Annotated in this window: 15 protein-coding genes, 1 tRNA gene and 1 pseudogene; 10 read left to right on the forward strand and 7 right to left on the reverse strand. The window is 66.6% G+C overall.

Annotation, left to right across the window (positions count from 1 at the left end; all coding sequences use genetic code 11):
- Positions 1 to 6 precede the first annotated feature (6 nt).
- A complete protein-coding gene (locus IE660_RS11445) occupies positions 7 to 624 on the forward strand; it encodes a DNA-3-methyladenine glycosylase I (RefSeq protein ID WP_203568489.1) in 618 nt (205 codons plus the stop codon).
- On the opposite strand, the gene IE660_RS11450 is transcribed toward IE660_RS11445, so the two are convergent.
- Positions 605 to 784, reverse strand: coding sequence for an AEC family transporter (locus IE660_RS11450; RefSeq protein ID WP_328701938.1), 180 nt, complete (start codon positions 782 to 784; stop codon positions 605 to 607). The genes IE660_RS11445 and IE660_RS11450 overlap by 20 nt on opposite strands.
- Before the next feature lie 120 nt (positions 785 to 904).
- Between IE660_RS11450 and IE660_RS11455 the strand changes: the two genes are divergently transcribed.
- From IE660_RS11455 to crcB, 4 genes are all read left to right on the forward strand, one after another.
- A complete protein-coding gene (locus IE660_RS11455; RefSeq protein WP_203568491.1) occupies positions 905 to 1,429 on the forward strand; it encodes an MlaD family protein in 525 nt (174 codons plus the stop codon).
- 312 nt (positions 1,430 to 1,741) lie between these two features.
- Positions 1,742 to 1,817 (forward strand) — tRNA-Ala (locus IE660_RS11460).
- Position 1,818: 1 nt separating this feature from the next.
- The gene (locus IE660_RS11465) at positions 1,819 to 2,286 is read left to right on the forward strand and encodes a fluoride efflux transporter FluC (RefSeq protein WP_203568492.1); all 468 of its coding nucleotides are present in this window, start codon (positions 1,819 to 1,821) and stop codon (positions 2,284 to 2,286) included.
- Positions 2,286 to 2,666 (forward strand): fluoride efflux transporter CrcB, encoded by a 381-nt coding sequence (gene crcB, locus IE660_RS11470; protein ID WP_235997777.1) that lies wholly within the window; start codon positions 2,286 to 2,288, stop codon positions 2,664 to 2,666. Before IE660_RS11465 ends, crcB begins: the two co-directional genes overlap by 1 nt.
- On the opposite strand, the gene IE660_RS11475 is transcribed toward crcB, so the two are convergent.
- The 3 genes from IE660_RS11475 to IE660_RS11485 form a co-directional block, all read right to left on the reverse strand.
- The gene (locus IE660_RS11475; RefSeq protein ID WP_203568493.1) at positions 2,655 to 3,956 is read right to left on the reverse strand and encodes an ISL3 family transposase; all 1,302 of its coding nucleotides are present in this window, start codon (positions 3,954 to 3,956) and stop codon (positions 2,655 to 2,657) included. The genes crcB and IE660_RS11475 overlap by 12 nt on opposite strands.
- A gap of 118 nt (positions 3,957 to 4,074) precedes the next feature.
- On the reverse strand, positions 4,075 to 5,700 hold the full coding sequence (locus IE660_RS11480) for an MFS transporter (RefSeq protein WP_203568494.1): 1,626 nt from the start codon (positions 5,698 to 5,700) through the stop codon (positions 4,075 to 4,077).
- Between the two features lie 44 nt (positions 5,701 to 5,744).
- Positions 5,745 to 5,921, reverse strand: coding sequence for a hypothetical protein (locus IE660_RS11485; RefSeq protein ID WP_203568495.1), 177 nt, complete (start codon positions 5,919 to 5,921; stop codon positions 5,745 to 5,747).
- A gap of 23 nt (positions 5,922 to 5,944) precedes the next feature.
- On the opposite strand from IE660_RS11485, the gene IE660_RS11490 reads away from it, so the two are divergent.
- Positions 5,945 to 6,262, forward strand: coding sequence for a hypothetical protein (locus IE660_RS11490; RefSeq protein WP_203568496.1), 318 nt, complete (start codon positions 5,945 to 5,947; stop codon positions 6,260 to 6,262).
- Between the two features lie 221 nt (positions 6,263 to 6,483).
- Here the strand turns inward: IE660_RS11490 and IE660_RS11495 are convergent, their stop codons facing one another.
- Positions 6,484 to 7,545: a YeiH family protein gene (locus tag IE660_RS11495; protein WP_029212122.1), complete on the reverse strand. Its 1,062-nt coding sequence runs from the start codon at positions 7,543 to 7,545 to the stop codon at positions 6,484 to 6,486.
- A gap of 87 nt (positions 7,546 to 7,632) precedes the next feature.
- Here IE660_RS11495 and IE660_RS11500 point away from each other — a divergent pair, with 87 nt between their 5' ends.
- The 4 genes and pseudogenes from IE660_RS11500 (at position 7,633) to IE660_RS15915 (ending at position 14,229) form a co-directional block, all read left to right on the forward strand.
- Positions 7,633 to 8,538 (forward strand): LysR family transcriptional regulator, encoded by a 906-nt coding sequence (locus tag IE660_RS11500; protein WP_016996892.1) that lies wholly within the window; start codon positions 7,633 to 7,635, stop codon positions 8,536 to 8,538.
- 123 nt (positions 8,539 to 8,661) lie between these two features.
- Complete coding sequence (locus IE660_RS11505; protein WP_029212121.1) at positions 8,662 to 9,234, forward strand: recombinase family protein; 573 nt, start codon at positions 8,662 to 8,664, stop codon at positions 9,232 to 9,234.
- Between the two features lie 87 nt (positions 9,235 to 9,321).
- Positions 9,322 to 12,285, forward strand: a pseudogene (locus IE660_RS15910) (Tn3 family transposase); the annotation flags it as partial.
- A 621-nt stretch (positions 12,286 to 12,906) separates the two neighbouring features.
- Positions 12,907 to 14,229 carry an alpha-amylase family glycosyl hydrolase gene (locus tag IE660_RS15915; RefSeq protein WP_328701946.1) on the forward strand — a complete coding sequence of 441 codons (1,323 nt, stop codon included), beginning with the start codon at positions 12,907 to 12,909 and terminating at the stop codon, positions 14,227 to 14,229.
- A gap of 4 nt (positions 14,230 to 14,233) precedes the next feature.
- On the opposite strand, the gene IE660_RS11515 is transcribed toward IE660_RS15915, so the two are convergent.
- A complete protein-coding gene (locus IE660_RS11515; protein ID WP_203568498.1) occupies positions 14,234 to 14,980 on the reverse strand; it encodes a hypothetical protein in 747 nt (248 codons plus the stop codon).
- Between the two features lie 91 nt (positions 14,981 to 15,071).
- Complete coding sequence (locus IE660_RS11520; RefSeq protein ID WP_203568499.1) at positions 15,072 to 16,361, reverse strand: molybdopterin molybdotransferase MoeA; 1,290 nt, start codon at positions 16,359 to 16,361, stop codon at positions 15,072 to 15,074.
- Positions 16,362 to 16,368: the final 7 nt, after the last annotated feature.

Here is a 16,368-nt window from a genome sequence, read left to right on the forward strand (position 1 = left end):
GGGCGAATGAGCAGCAACAAGGATCTGGTGGTCGGGGACGACGGGTTGGCCCGTCCGATCTGGGCCGCGACCGACCCGCTGATGCGCGACTACTACGACACCGAGTGGGGCATGCCGGTGCGCGACGAACGGGGCGTGTTCGAGCGGCTCAGCCTCGAGGCCTTCCAGTCAGGCCTGAGTTGGGCGACCATCCTGCGCAAGCGTGACAACTTCCGGACCGCGTTCGCCGACTTCGACGTCGACAAGGTCGCGGCCTTCGACCAGGACGACGTCATCCGCCTGCTCGGCGACGCCGGCATCGTCCGCCACCGCGGCAAGATCGAGTCGACCATCGGCAACGCCCGGGCCGCCCAGGCACTGCGCGACGAGGGCGGGCTGGCCGGCTTCGTCTGGGGCTTCCAGCCCGACGACACCCCTCGTCCGATACGGCAGGACGAGGTGCCGACCACCTCCCCGGAGTCGCACGCCCTGGCCAAGGCGCTGAAGGCGCGCGGCTTCAGCCGGGTCGGGCCGACGACGATGTTCGCGATGATGGAGGCGATCGGCATCGTCGACACCCACCTGGTCGGGTCGCACCGGCGCGGCTCGTCGGGGGTGTGGCCGGTCAGTGGAACAGCGCGGTGATCGCCATGATCACCGGCATGCAGAGGATGGTCGACCAGAACACCGAGTCGCGGGCGACCCGTTCGCCGACTTGGTAGCGCGTGGCGATCACGTAGATGTTGGTCGCCGCGCTGAGAGCTCCGAGCACTGTGACCCCCAGCAGCGACGACTCGGGTTGCACATTCCGCTGGCACGGGTCCAGGGTCGGATACTATAATGCTCGACTCTGGGAGTATGGAAAGATAGCCGGCTATTACCTTGTCCATGGCAACTGCCCTCCTGGTCATAGGTGGGTCTGTCGATGAGTCAAGTCATTGAGATCAACAAGTTCTCAAGAGGTGCCCCGAACTACCTCCCCCTGGTCGCTCGCTGCGACTTGTTGCTGCGGGAACTGGATGAATCATCCTGGCGCGAGTGGGCCGAGGGGTACCAGTTCTCGATCAACGTTGAACTGAAGGCTGGACCCGCCGTGGCCGGGGAAGTCACGGATGTCATCAACCCCTCAGGGGGCGCTTTCACCCACGCAGTCGTGTACATGTCGATGGCTGTTCCAAGAGACACCTCGGCGGAGATTCTGACCAGTGGGCTCGTCGCACTCGTGCACCAAGTGCTGGGGCGTATCGCTGGTGACATTGGGCTGGCAGTTCCTCAGAGGTTGCGGCAAACCAGGCGTGAGAGGAGCGTCGCCCCGGCAGCGGAGCCCCTGTTGTCGTGGCGCGAGGGTTTGCCCACGTTCGTGAGGACTGCTCAGCGCGCCACTGAGGCGGACTTCTGGGACTTGCTGGCTCGGCCTGACGTGCTGGAACGCGTCCGTGCGATGTCGTAACTGAGCGGCAACACTACGCGTTGACATGGGATGTCATCTTCAGCGAAGTGATCGAAGACCTTGACGTCCTGGCGACTGATGGGTTCGAGTACGAGGTGATGGCTCGCGCGCTGCAAGGCGGCAGAGCACGCCTACGGGATGGAGGTGCGCCCCCGGTCGAGGGCTCCATCGATGGTGAGCTCCTTCTGTTCGAGCTGCACCGCGGCGCATGAGCGACTTGTGGATGACCTGACCCGCATGGGAGCCGACACTGGCGGTGTTGGGCCACCGGAACACTGGTGCTACCCTTTCTGATGCCGCTGAACGCGGCATGGGGCTATGGCGCAGTTGGTAGCGCGTCTCGTTCGCAATGAGAAGGTCAGGGGTTCGAATCCCCTTAGCTCCACCAGATGACCGCACCTGCCGCTGCGACCCACCGGACCCGCCACCCGATCTGGTTGTTTGCGCTCGTGGTGCTCGGTGGGTCGCTCGGCACCGCCGCCCGGTACTCGCTGCAGACCCACTTCCCGACGCCTGACGGCGCCTTCCCGCTGGCCACCTTCGCGATCAACGTCGTCGGCGCCCTGATGCTCGGCGTGCTGTACGAGGGGGTCAGCTGGACCCAACGCCGCACCACCGCCGCCCGGGCCATCCGATTGGCGCTCGGCGTGGGCGTCCTGGGTGGATTCACCACCTACAGCAGCTTCATGGTCGAGACCGTGGTGCTCACCCGCACCGACCACCTCGGCCTGGCCCTGGTCTACGACGCGGGCAGCCTGGCCGTCGGTGTCATCGCCGCCCTGCTCGGGGCGGTTGTCACTGACCTGGTCGGGCGCACCTGGCTGGGGCAGGGTCGCCCGCGAGAGGGCGGGTCGTGATGCTGCTGCTCGCAGTCTCGCTGGCTGGCGGTCTGGGCGCCCTGGCTCGCTACCTGGTCGACGGCGCCGTCGCCGAACGCCACCGGGGGGCGGTACCGCTGGGCACCTTGGTGGTGAACGTGGTCGGCTCGTTCCTGCTGGGCCTGCTGGTCGGTTGGCAATCCGGACGAGCAGTGCCCGCCGACTGGACGATCGTGGCCGGGGTCGGATTCCTGGGCGGGTTCACCACCTTCAGCACCGCCTGCGTCGAGGTGGTCTGGCTGGCCAGACGGGGCCGGGTACGCACAGCCCTGGCGCTGGGCGTCGGCATGCTGGTGCTCGCCCTGCTCGCCGCGGCGGCGGGGGTGGAGTTGGGTGGCTCTTCACAATCAAGGGTGTAGATCTGGTCTGAATCCGCCGGCTTCGAGTAGTGATCGGGCGATGTAGTGGGTGAGGTTGCGGAAGCCGAGGGCGGTGCCGCGTAGGTGTTCGAGGCGGCCGTTGATTGCCTCAGTGGGGCCGTTGCTGGAACCGTGGTGATCGAAGAACGCCAGGACGTCGTCTCGGCGTTTCATGAGGGTTCGGCCGAGCTTGGCGACCTCGACCAGGCCGGTGGGGATGGGCTTGCCGAGCGCGTCAATCAGTCGCGCCATCGTTTTCGTTCCCTCTGACCTCGCGGTGGTGCGGTAGGCGGCGATCATCTGCTGGTAGACGCCCCAGGTGGCCTCGACCTCGACGTGGCGATCATCGGCGAACAACGCATCCAGACGTTGTTGTTGCTTGTCAGTGAGCAGATCGACACCGGTGTGGAGTGTTCGGCGGTTCTGGTAGAGCGGATGGTGCTTGCGGCCCCGAGTCCCGTGCAGTTCGACCTGAACCCTGCGACGGCAGACATCGAGCGCATCCCCGGCGAGTCGGATCACATGGAAGGGGTCCATCACCGTCACAGCCTTGGGGAGTTCTTCTGTGGTGGCGGTCTTGTATCCGGTGAAGCCGTCCATCGCAACGATTCGGATGCTGTCACGCCATGTCTGGGGTTGCGACGCGAGCCAGGTCTTGAAGGCCTGCTTGGAGCGGCCCTCGACCATCGCCAACAACCGGCTGGGACCCGTGCCAGTGCTGACCGGGGTGAGATCGATGACCACGGTGACGTACTTGTCACCGCGGCGGGTGTGACGCCATACGTGCTCATCAACCCCGACAACCGTCACCTGGTCGAGACGGCCGGGCTTGTCGATCAGGACTCGCTGTCCTTCGGCCAGAACAGCGCCATTGGCAGTGTTCCACGCGACGTCGAGCGCGGCCGAGATCCGGGACACCGACAGGTGGTTGACCACCAGCGCTTCCAGCGCCCACCGCAACGCGCCTCGTGATAGGCAGGAACGCGGCGACGCGGCGCTGGTGAGGTCTTGGCGCCAGACATGGCCGCAGCCAGAGCACTGGTAGCGGCGCAGCCGGACCTTCAACGTGGTGGGGCGCCAGCCGAACGGCACATGCGCCAGCTCACGCGTCACACTGTCGCGCGGTGATCCGTGGCAGCCGCATCGGTGGCACCAGTCATCCGGCTCGACCGGGCGACACAGCAGCACGGCCCGCTGCGGGCTAAGGTACTGGCCCAGGACGGCCAGACCGAGGTCGTCGAGGCGGCAGAACGTGGTCAGATCAGGGGTGGTGAAGGTAGCGTTGTCCATGTCGAGGTCTTTGGCGATGGCTGTGTGAGAACTTCCATCATCCAAGGACCTCGATCCCTGTCACCACCCGCACCCCGCCTACCGACCTACACCCTCTTCTGTGAAGAGCCAGTTGGGTTCAGCGCTCTGAGCCTCGCCTCTCCGGCACCACCATCGGCATGCCGATCAGGTGGTTCGTCCGGGTCGGGCCCGTGATGAACGAGAAGGCTCGCTGCTCAATCGCCTGGTCCTCGGCGGTCAGTCGTCCGTCGTGCTGCTTGGCGTGCTCGGCCCAGGTGGCCACCTCGAACTGCTCCACGTAGACACCGGGGCTCTCCCCCACCTGGTACAACGCCCAGCGGGTCGCGCCCGAGCGCATCCGGGAGCGCCGCATCTCCTGCATCGCCTCGAGCCAGCCCGCCAGGTTCTCCTCCTCGACGAAGCACTCCACGCTCACCACGACCGGCCCAGCCATCGGGTCGGGCTCGTCGAAGCTGGTCGTCCCCCAGTACGCCTGCGGCGTGCGATCGACGTCCTCGGGTGACTGCGCCTTCCACAGCACCACGACGACCACGCTCAGCACCAGTCCGGCGGCAGCAACCAACAGTGCAGTCTTGATGCCCCAGCGGGCCACCACCTGACCCCACACCGGTGAGGCCAGCGCCTGAGTCCCCAGGAAGACCATCAGGTAGATCGCCAGCACCCGCGCCCGGACCCATCCGGGAAGGATCACCTGCAGGTCGGCCACCACCGTGGTCACCGTGGCCGTCCAGCCGAACCCACAGATCACCAGCAGCGGGATGGCCACCCACACCGAGTGGGTGAGCGCCACCCCGGCCAGCGCACCGGCGAAGGCCAGACCCGAGACCACCAGCACGCCACCAGAGTTCAGCTTCTTGCGCAGCGTGCCACTGCCGAACGCGCCCAAGACAGCACCGACCCCGATCGAGCCGAACAGCAGGCCGTACCCGCTGGCGCCTTGGTCGAGGTGGTGGCTGGCGACCAGCGGCAGCAGGGCCCAGATCGTGCAGGCGAAGGCCATGAAGATGGCGAACCGGATCAGGATCGTCCTGATCGCCGGCTCGTGGCGCACGTAGCGGAAGCCGGTGCCGATCGCGGGCAGGAACCGTTCACGGACCCGCTCGGTGACCACGGCAGGCTTCCAACGCCGGGCCGCGACGATCAGAGCGACCACGAACAGGCTGGTGGCCACCGCATTGATCGCGAACACCACCGGCACACCCCAGGCAGCGATCGCCAGACCAGCCAGCGCCGGGCCGGCGGCTCGTGACACGTTGACCTGCACCTGGTCGAGCCGGGTGGCGCCGGCGATCTCGTCGCGGGGCACCAACTCGGTGATCAGCGCCTGCCAGGTCGGTGAGGCCATCGCGCCACCGGCACCGGTGAGGAAGGTGAAGGCCAACAGCAACGCCGGCGGCATCATGCCCATGAAGGTCAGCACCGCCAGCAGGATCGCGATGACGATGACGTAGACCTGCACCGCGATCAGCATCCGGCGGCGGTCGAAGGCATCGGCCAGCACGCCGGCCGGCAGGGCCAGCAGCATCATCGGCAAGGTCGACGCGGTCTGCACCAGCGGGACGATGGTGGCCGCGCGCGGGTCGTTGACGAACAGCCACTGGGCGCCGACCGTCTGGCTCCAGGTGCCCATCATCGAGACCAGCATGCCGAGCCAGATCACGAAGAAGATCCGGTGGCGGAACGGGCTGAACGCCGACCTGCGTTCGGGGGCGACTGTGCTCACACCCGCAACCTAGCCCCCCGGGGCCAGGGGTTGGCAGGTACTGCTCAGGCCTCCTTCAGGGCGGCGTCGATGAAGTTGCGGAAGGTCTGCACCGGTTGGGCACCGGCCATGCCCTGGGTGCCGATCGCGAAGAAGGGCACGCTCGTGACGCCGGCCCGTTGCGCGGTCAGGATGCGGGTGGGGCCATGGCCATCCGCGGCCGAGTGGGGTAACGTTAACAACCCCGCGTCTACCTAGGACAACCATGCCCGCGAACCTGACTCTCACCAGCCCTGATTCCCCGATCGAGCTCGAACTCGACGGCCGCGGCCTGCCGCTCGCCCTCGCCCTTGACCACACGCGTCGCGAGTTGCGCTCGCGCCTGGCCGTCACCACCGGCGGCACCGAGACCCGCGGCGCCACCGGCGGTCTCAGCTACCTCGACACCGCCACCTGCGACGACCTGTCGGTCACCGGCGAGACCAACCGCGTGCACCGCGGCACCTTCGACGAGTTCGCCCTGCCCGGGCGCCTGGGTGAGCTCGACGTCGTGCTGTACCAGGGGTGGCTTGTGAAAAAGTGAATTATCCGACGCTAAGGTTTTGCCTGGCGCCGTAGCGGCCTGTATTTGCCGGGTTTGATGTGGTTGGCGCGGGGCCAGGTGTAGTCACCGGTGAGGTTGATGTGTTCCCATCCCAGGGGTGATAATGACGCCCTGGTGCTGGCCATGTTCAGCCTGCGAAGGTGACTCCGCAGTAGGCGATCGTTGCGACGAGANTAATGACGCCCTGGTGCTGGCCATGTTCAGCCTGCGAAGGTGACTCCGCAGTAGGCGATCGTTGCGACGAGAACGGTGGAGAGTGCGGCTAGGGCGAAGGGCTTGAGGCCCACCTTGACGAGGTTCCGAACCTTGACGCCGCAGCCGAGTCCGAACATCGCTGCAGCCAGCAGTCCTGTCTGCAGCAGCCCACCGGCCATCAGCACGGTGCCCGGCAGAGGGATGAAGGAACGCACGAACACCATCGCGATGAACCCGATGATGAACAGCGGGACGACGGGCGGCAGCTTCGAATGCGACATCTGTTGACCGGGTTCGCCTGCCGTACGGCTGAGACGGCGCTGCCGGATGCTAAGGATGGCCACGACAGGGGCGAGCAGCAGCACTCGGGCGAGTTTGACGATGACCGCGACCGTGAGCGCTCCGCCACCGATGATGCCTCCAGCGGCGACGACTTGCGCGATTTCATGGATGGAACCCCCTGCCCACATCCCGGCCGTCTCGGAGCCCAGGCCAAGCAGGTCCGTGATCAGTGGGACGAGGGGAATCATCAGCGTTCCGAAGATCACCACGAGGGCGACCGCGGTGATGGTGTCTTCCTCGGCCTCGTCGTCCGGATCGGTGACCCCTGCCGCGCCCGCCACGGCTGCCGCGCCGCAGATGGAGAATCCGCAGGCGATTAGCAGCGAGAGCCCGGATGGAACCCGTAGCAGCTTCCCCAGGAGAACGGTGCCAAACAGTCCGCCGGCGACAATGCACACGATGACGACCAGCATCGGGGCTCCGAGTTCGAGGATGTCTGTCAGTACCAGTTGGAGTCCGAGGAAGACGATGCCGGCGCGCAGGAGCTTTTTCGCGGAGAAGTCTATGCCGTCGGAGGCTGCCGCTGGCAGCCGGACGACGTTGGCCAGGAGTACGCCAAGCACGATCGCGATAATGAGCGGGCTGACTCCCGGCAGCAGCAGGCTGACCCCGTACGATGCTCCGGCCGCGGCGAGGCAGAGGACAAGCCCGGGCAGCAGCGCGCGGACTCGGGCAAGCAGCGTGTGTTCCGGTCGGGCGGTCGCAACGTCCTGGGCATGGGTCATGCATCCATCATTTCCTCGGACCGCTCGTGCGAGTAGAGGCAGATACCGTCCGCCATACAAGTTATGCTTGTGCTTGGGAGGCGGAAGATGCGCAACGGGCCGGACTTGGAGGCACTGCGAGCCTTGGCGCTCGTCGTGAAGGAAAGCAGCATGTCGGCGGCAAGCACGCAGTTGGGCGTGAGTCAGCAGGCGGTGTCTCTGCGCATCCGGAAACTGGAAAAAGATTTGCGCGTGCGACTCCTGGTGCGTTCTGCACGGGGTTCGCGATTGACTCCGGCGGGCGAGCTGATTGTCGGCTGGGGAACAACGCTGCTGACGGCGGCCGATGAGTTCTCGGATGCTGTCGATTCGCTCCGCACGGATCGCGGGAAGATGATGCGCATCGCCGCGAGCCTCACGATCGCAGAACACCTCCTACCGGAATGGATCGCCCGGTGGCGCATCTCTCACGGCGATGACGGCCCGGTCGTTCAGCTCACAGCCGCCAACAGCAGCACGGTCGTCGAGGCCATACGCGAGGGAACCGCAGACCTCGGGCTCATCGAGACCCCTGTCGTTCCCGCCGGCCTCCGGTCAGTCACTGTTGCTTACGACACCATCGAAGTCGTTGTGCAGCACGGTCACCGGTGGGCGAAGACCCGCCAGGTGTCCGTTCGTGAACTGGCGGCCACTGGGTTGGTGCTCCGCGAGACCGGCAGCGGCACCCGACGAGCGCTCGAGAACGCCCTCGCCGTGGCGGGCTTTCCACTCGCAGCCGAGCCCGCAGCCGTGCTGACGACCACGCTCGGCGTTCGCAGCGCGATTATGGCCGGCATCGCCCCCGGCGCGCTGAGCTCCCTCGCAGTGTCCGAGGACACCCGTGCCGGCCGACTCGTCCGAGTTCGGATCAACAATCTCCAGATCACCCGCCCGCTCACCGCCATCTGGGCGGGGACGGCTCCGCCGCCTCATGTACGGGACTTCCTGGATGTCATCGCCCGAACTGACCGGTAACGATCGTTTGCGAGACACTCCCACTGACGTTCGAGGCTGCGCGAAAATCCGGGGTCTTATATGTAACGGTTCCCGTGTACGCGCCAATGTAACGGGAACCCGCCTTGGTGATACGTTTTGGTGATGCGAGTCGGATACGGACGGGTCTCCACCCGCGATCAGCACCCCGAAGCCCAGCACGACGCCCTGACTGCGGCCGGCTGCGAGCAGATCTTCCTCGACATGGCCTCAGGGAAACTGGCACGCAGGCCCGAACTGGACAAGGCCCTGCTCTCGGCCAACAGGGCAGGGGATCAGCTTGTCGTCACCAAGCTCGACCGGCTCGGCCGGTCGCTGGAGAACCTCATCGAGTTGTCCAAGACGCTGCAGGAACGCGGTGTGGATTTGGTCGTCCTGGACCAGGGCATCGATACCTCCACAGCGATCGGTCGGATGTTCTTCCAGATCCTGGGCTCGATCGCCGAGTTCGAACACGCTCTGATGTCCGAACGGACCCGTGACGGGCTGGCCGCGGCCCGTGCGCGGGGCCGGACCGGCGGGCAGAAACCAAAACTCGGCCCGCGCCAAGTCAGGCTGGCCCGCGAAATGTATGACGAGAAGGGCCCCGATGGGAAACGGACCCACACGGTAGAGCACATTGCCCAGGAATTCGGCGTCACCCGGCCCACCATCTACCGGCATCTGGCGAAACCATGAGCGGTGCCCGTGCGCTGCAGGTAAATCCGCTGCAGGTAGAGATGGTGTCCCCGTGGGGCGGCAACGTAGCGGCACAGGAAATCTGAGGTGGCCTTGCGTTCCCTGCTCACGGTGGCCGAGCGCGGCCAGATCCTGGCACTGCCCACCGGGACGGAGGACCTTGAAGCCCACTACACACCCAGCGATGGGGACATGTCGCTGATCCGGCAACGCCGCGGGGACGCGAACAGGTTGGGCTTTGCCATCCAGCTGTGCCTGCTGCGCCACCCGGGAATCGCGCTGGCCGAGGACACTGAGGTGGCTCCTGAGCTGATTTCATGGATGGCCTCCCGGCTGGCCGTTTCTATTGAGGCGTGGGACGAGTACGGAACACGTGAGGAAACGCGGCAGGAACACGGACGCGAGATCCGCGCGTATCTGGGCATATCCGCGTTCGGCATCGCGGACTTCCGCCAGCTCGTGGAGCACGTCAGTGATGTGGCCGCACACACGGACAAGGGCCTGCTCCTGGTGAAGAGCGCCATGGACTTCCTCCAGGCACAGAAGATCGCGCTGCCCGGGATCGGGATTATTGAAAGGGCCTGTGCACAAGCGCTGACCAGAGCGAATCGGCGAATCTACGCCACCTTGGGTGAGCAACTGTCCGTGGACCACCGGCAACGGCTCGACGGGCTGCTGCGCCGCCGCCCCGACAGTTCCCTAACGGAAATCGGCTGGCTGCGCCAGGCGCCGTTACGACCGAACGCACGGTCGATGAATGAGCACATCGACCGGCTCACTACCTGGCGTGCGCTGGACCTGCCCTGGGCGGCAAGCCGGCTGGTGCACCGGAACAGGCTGCTCAAGCTTGCCCGTGAAGGTGCCTCCATGACCGCGGCCGATCTGTCCAAATTCGAACCCGCACGCCGATACGCGACCCTCTTCGCCCTGGCCACCGAAAGCATGGCAACCGTCACCGACGAAATCATCGAGCTGCACGACCGGATCATCGGCCGGCTCATCCGAACCGCGCAGAACAAGCACAACCAGACCACCCTGGCATCCCGTTCCACCGTCACAGCCATGATGCGCCTGCACTCGAAGCTCGGGGATGCCCTCTTTGAGGCCAAGGAAAACGGCGAAGATCCCTTCGCCGCGATCGAAACGGCCATCGGCTGGGAATCCCTGGCAACAAGCATCGCCCACGCCAAGGAACTCACCCGGCCAGGCCTCGAAGACCACTTGGCTCTCGTCAGCACCCACTTCACCACGCTGCGCCGCTACACCCCGGCGTTTCTTGCCGTCCGTGACCTCCACGCAGCGCCCGCAGCACACGACCTGCTGGCCGCGATCAACGTCATCCGAACCCTGAACAGCACCGGCGCCAGGAAAATCCCGGACGATGCGCCCACCTCGTTCATCCGGCCCCGGTGGAAACCGCTGGTCTTCACCCACACCGGCCTGGACCGGGGCTTCTACGAGTTCTGTGCCCTCGCGGAACTGAAGAACGCGCTGCGCTCCGGAGACATGTGGGTCACCGGATCCCGCCAGTTCCGCGACTTCGATGACTACCTTCTCACCGGCGCCGCCTACACCGGCATGAAAACCACCGGGAAACTGCCTCTGGTCACGGCCGACGGAAACACCCGATACCTCCAGGACCGGCTGGCCCTCCTTCAGGAACGACTGAAGGAAGTCAACAAGCTGGCCTCCCGCGATGAACTACCCGGGGTGCTGATCACCGGCAAGGGCGTGAGAATCACCCCGCTGGAAACGATCGTCCCCGCGCACGCCCAGCCCCTGATCGACCAGGCCAGTGCCATGTTCCCACGCATCCGGATCACCGATCTGCTGATGGAAGTCGATAGTTGGACCGGATTCACCCGCCACTTCACCAACCTCAAATCCGGCCAGCCGTCCAAGGACAAACAACTTCTCCTCACCGCCATCCTGGCCGACGGAATCAACCTGGGCCTGACGAAGATGGCCGAGTCCTGCACCGGCGTCACCTACGCCCAACTGGACCGCCACCAAGCCTCATACATTCGGGACGGAACATATAGTGCCGCCCTGTCGGAGCTGGTGAACACCCAGCACGTCCACCCCTTCGCCACGCACTGGGGCGACGGCACCACCTCGTCCTCGGACGGGCAGCGCTTCCGTGCCGGCAGCAAAGCCGAATCCACCGGGCACGTGAACCCCAAATACGGTGCCGAGCCCGGACGACTGATCTACACGCACGTCTCCGACCAGTACTCGCCCTTCCACAGCAAACTCATCAACGTCGGAGACCGCGACGCAACCTACGTCCTGGACGGGCTGCTCTACCACGAGTCCGACCTCGCGATTCAGGAACACTACACCGACACGGCCGGATACACCGATCACCTCTTCGCTCTCATGCACCTGCTCGGATACCGGTTCGCACCCCGAATCCGCAACATCGGCGATACCCGCCTCTACACACCCACCAACGATCCGGGGCACGCCACGTTGACGCCGCTGATCGGCGGGACCCTCAACACCAAAACGATCACCGCGCACTGGGACGAGATCCTCCGCCTCGCCGCGTCCATCATAACCGGCACCGTGACCGCGTCCCTGATGATGCGAAAACTCGGCGCCTACCCCCGCCAGAACGGGCTCGCCACCGCTCTGCGGGAACTGGGCAGACTGGAACGGACCCTCTTCCTGCTCGACTGGCTCCAAGACCCCAACCTGCGCCGCAAAGTCACCGCCGGCCTGAACAAAGGCGAAGCCCGGAACACCCTCGCCCGGGCCGTCTTCTTCAACCGGCTCGGCGAAATCTGCGACCGGTCCTTCGAGCAGCAGCGCTACCGCGCCAGCGGGCTGAACCTCCTCACCGCCGCCATCGTGCTCTGGAACACCGTCTACCTCGACCGCACCATCACCACCCTCAACAAAGACGAGAACACCACAGACCCTGAACTACTGCGGTACCTCTCACCCCTGGGATGGGAACACATCAACCTCACCGGTGACTACACCTGGCCGCGCGCCAACCACATCAAACCCGGCAAATACAGGCCGCTACGGCGCCCAGCGAAACCTTCGCGTCGGATAATTCACTTTTTCACAAGCCACCCCTACCACCGCCTGTTCTCGACCTCGCCGTGGGTCGAGACGGCGATCCGGTTGGCCAGCCCTGACGGCGAGGTGGTCGTCCGCGGGCTCACCTTCGAGGTCGAGGTGGTCGGCAAGACGGCCGACCAGGAACTGTTCGCCCCCGGCAACCCGGTACATCGCGGGCTCCGCGTCGCCGACCTGGGCGAGCGGCCGCTGACCGTGTCGGCTCTGGGCGGCCTGCGCGGGTCGAGCGGCATCGTGGCCACGCTCGAGCAGGGCTGGCTCACCTCGGTCTGGCCGATCGGGCAGGCCGAGATCGCCGACACCGAAGCCACCCTGGTGGACGACGGACTGCGGGTGCGCATCGAGACCGGGTTCGCCGCCGCGATCACCCCCGACTGCGCCAACGAGGTCACCCTCGTGGCACTCGACCTGCAGCCCGGCGACGAGGACACCCTGCGGACCCAGTGGCCGCAGTGGGCCACCCGCCAGGGGCTCACCTCGCCGCCGGCCAAGCCCGGTTGGACCGCCTCGGCCAGCATCTACGAGGTGCAGATCGGCACGTCCTACTTCTGGGGCGGCAACAGCTACTGCGCCTACCCGGAGGTGCGCGACCTGATCGCCGACCTCGACCGGGTGCAGTCGCTGGGCTTCTCGGTGATCCAGTTGATGCCGCGCCAGCCCTACCCCAGCTACAACGTGCACGACTACGCCGACATCACCACCAGCTACGGCGACGAGGCCGAGGTCAAGGAGTTGGTGGCGCTGGCCCATGAGCGTGGCATGAAGGTGATCCTCGACATCCTGCTGCACGGCGTGCTCGACAACGAGTCGGTCGACCTGGCCTTGGACGGGATCGCGGCTGGGCCGCTGGCCGACCGGCTGGACGAGGAGACCGGCGACAGCTTCGGCGACTCCGACGACGGCGGCAACTACCTGATCGCCTGGTCACGCCACATCCACGACTTCGCGCCGTACTGGAAGGGCGGCTCGCCCGAGCACAGCCCGCTGATCGAGGAGCATCCCGACTGGTTCTACCGCGACAGCTCCGGCGAGGTGACCGGGGTCTACACCAAGGCGTTCGACGCCCGGTCGTTCAGTTGGCAGCGCCACTTCCGCGATGCGGTGGCGCACTTGGTCACCACCCTCGACGTCGACGGCTTCCGGTTCGACGCCCCGACCTACAACGACTTCCCCAACTGGGCGCCGTGGGCTCGTCATTGGGCGAGCCTGTCCGAACTGGGGTGCCTGCCGCTGTTCGTCCACCTGCGCCACGACCTCAAGGCGCTCAAGCCCGACGCCCTGATGTACACCGAGCCGTCGGGCCACCTGCTGCGACGCACGATGGACCTGACCTACAACTACGACGAGCAGTGGCTGGTCAGCTCACTCGCCGTGCCCGACCAGGTCTCGCCGCGTGGCGTCACCACCGCCAAGCAGTTCATGCAGTGGATCGCCGACCGTGATGCGCACCTGCCGCTGGGCAGCCTCACCGCCCATCACATCGACTCCCACGACACCTTCTGGTGGCCGCAGTGGGGCAAGAAGTGGCGTCGTGAGCAGTTCGGCTACGACACGCTGCGGGCGCTGACGGTGACCTTCGGCTGCCTCGACGGGCCCTACATGATGTTCACCGGGGGCGAGCAGGGCACCGAGGACGAACTGCGGCTGGTCAACGGGTTGCGCCGGCTGCGTCCCGGGCTGTGGGACAACCCGGGCAGGTTCGACCTCGAGGCCGACCCGAGCGGGCACCTGGTGGTGATGGTGCGCGCCGACGACGAGGGCGAGGTCGCGTTCGTGGTCAATGCCACCGGCACCGAACCGATCGAACTCCCGATCGACCAGCACGAAGGTTGGGAGGTTCTCGTGGGCCACGGCGTCGAGGGCCAGTCGCTCGCCCCGAAGGGCTACTGGGTGGCCCAGCGCTGACGCCTCACTCGTTGACCGCGCGCGGGGTCTCGACCTCGTCGGCACTCTGCGCGGACGAGGCCTCGGGCGCCTCGGCCACCACCGGTGCGGGCTTCAGCGCGGCCACCGGCGATGACAGGTCGATGGTGCGCACCGTGCGCGGTGCCAACGGCTTGGAGATGTAGGTCGGGGCGGTGACCGGGATCGGTTCCCACAGCGAACCGGTCTGGATCGGGCCGCTCAGCTCGATCGAGAACTCGTCCGAGTCGCCCTCAGCACGCAGGTCGGCAGGCACCGCGAAGCTGATGGTGTCCTCCTCCCAGCCGGAGTTGACCTCGGCGGCCCGCTCGTCCAGCTGTCGGTTGAGGGTGACGACCGAGAAGCGTGCCACCAGCAGGAACGCGACCAGCAGACCGCCGGGCACGGCGACCGACCACCAGGGCAGCCGGCTGACCAGTGCCGCGGCCACGGCCGTGGCGCCGGTGAGCAGCACCAGGGTCAACAGGGCACGGCGACGACGCACGGCCGCACGGCGGTGGGTGGCAGCGACCTCGGCCAGGCCAGCTCGGCGGGTCATCGGGGTCGAGACCTCGAGCAGCGGATCGGCGGAGTCGGAGAAGGCGTTGGTGGCGTTCCTGATCAGGGTCATCGACGAGGCGAAACGCTCCTCGGCGGCATCATCGGGCTCCTGGCCGCGACGAGTGATGAACCAGGGCACCAGGTAGGCGAGGAAACCCACCGCTACCACGCCGAAGATCACACCCGTACCCATGCCGACCACGGTGCCATGAGCCCGTCGGACGATCGGCGACCCTCGGGGGTGTGTCGGCGACAAAGAGCCGAAGTCAGGGGCCGAACCGACCTCAGGGACCTTCGAGCAGCCAGCAGCCGATCGGTTCGCCGGCGTTGACGAACTCCACATCTTCGTCGATGACGGCCAGCGCGTTGCACCGAGCGAGGCCGGCGAGTTGGTCGTCCGGGGTGTGAGGGATCAGCTCGACTCGATGCCGTCCGCCCTCGTCGTGGACGACCGCACGCTGGATCGAGGTGAGCCCGAGCGGCGAACGGACCACGGTCGAGGGGTAGGTGCGCACCTTGGCCTGCTCGACCTGATGGGCGCCGGCCAGCTTGCGCAGCATCGGCCAGACGAAGGCGTGGAAGCTGGCGTGTGCCGCGACCGGGTTGGTGGGCAGCACCACCAGGGGTACCCGGTCGTCGCCGACCAGGGCGAAGACCTGGCTTCGTCCCGGACGGATCGCCACCTCGGCGGTATCGCACTGGCCGAGGTCGGCGAGCACCCCGCGCAGCACGTGGTTGTCGGGGTCGAGGGCACCTCCAGTGGTGAGCACGAGGTCAGCACGAATGAGCTGGTCGGTGATCGCCTCGCTCAGTTCGGCCGGGTCGGCGCTGTTCACGCTCACCCGCCAGACCTGGCAGCCGGCCTGCTTGGCAGCAGCCGCCACCAACACCCCGGTCGCGTCGTGCAGGTCGTCGTCGTCGCGCAGGTCTCGTCCTGGTTCGACCAGGTCGGCGCCCTGGCTCACCACGACCACCCGGGGACGCGGCCTGGCCAGCACCTTGTCGATGCCCACCCCGGCGAGCAGGCCAACGCTCCGGTCGTTGAGCAGCTGGCCCGCGGTGGCCAGCGGGGCGTCGACGGTGACGTCGCTGCCGGTGGATCGCAGGTGGCTGCCGGCCTCGACGGGGGCGAAGACCCGCACGGTCTGTTCGCCCCGGTCGGTGGAGGCCAGCGGGACGACCGTGTCGGCCCCGTCGGGCACCCGGCCCTGCTCGTGGACGATCCCGGCCTGACCGGGTGAGACCTCGCCGTTGACCACCGTCAGCGATGCGGGCTCGTCAGCGCTGGCCTCGGCGATGTCGTCGGCGACCACCGCGTAACCGGCCATGTGCGAGATCGGGTGCCGTGGAAGTGCGAGGGGCGAGGTGATGTCTTCGCACAGCGCCAGGCCCACGGCGTCGAGCAGGGCCATCCCGAAGGGCGGCAGCGGTTCGACCAGGCTGAGCAGGTAGTGGCGGTGGTCATCCATCGAACGCAGTCCGTCAGCGTTCGGCGCAGGGGGATCTGGCAAGGGGGGACGCTGCTCGACCACCTCGTCGACGACCACTCGCTTCTTGCGCTGGAACAGAGCCATGCCGCCT

The sequence above is a fragment of the Aestuariimicrobium ganziense genome, assembly GCF_015352975.1.
GTDB lineage: Bacteria > Actinomycetota > Actinomycetes > Propionibacteriales > Propionibacteriaceae > Aestuariimicrobium > Aestuariimicrobium ganziense.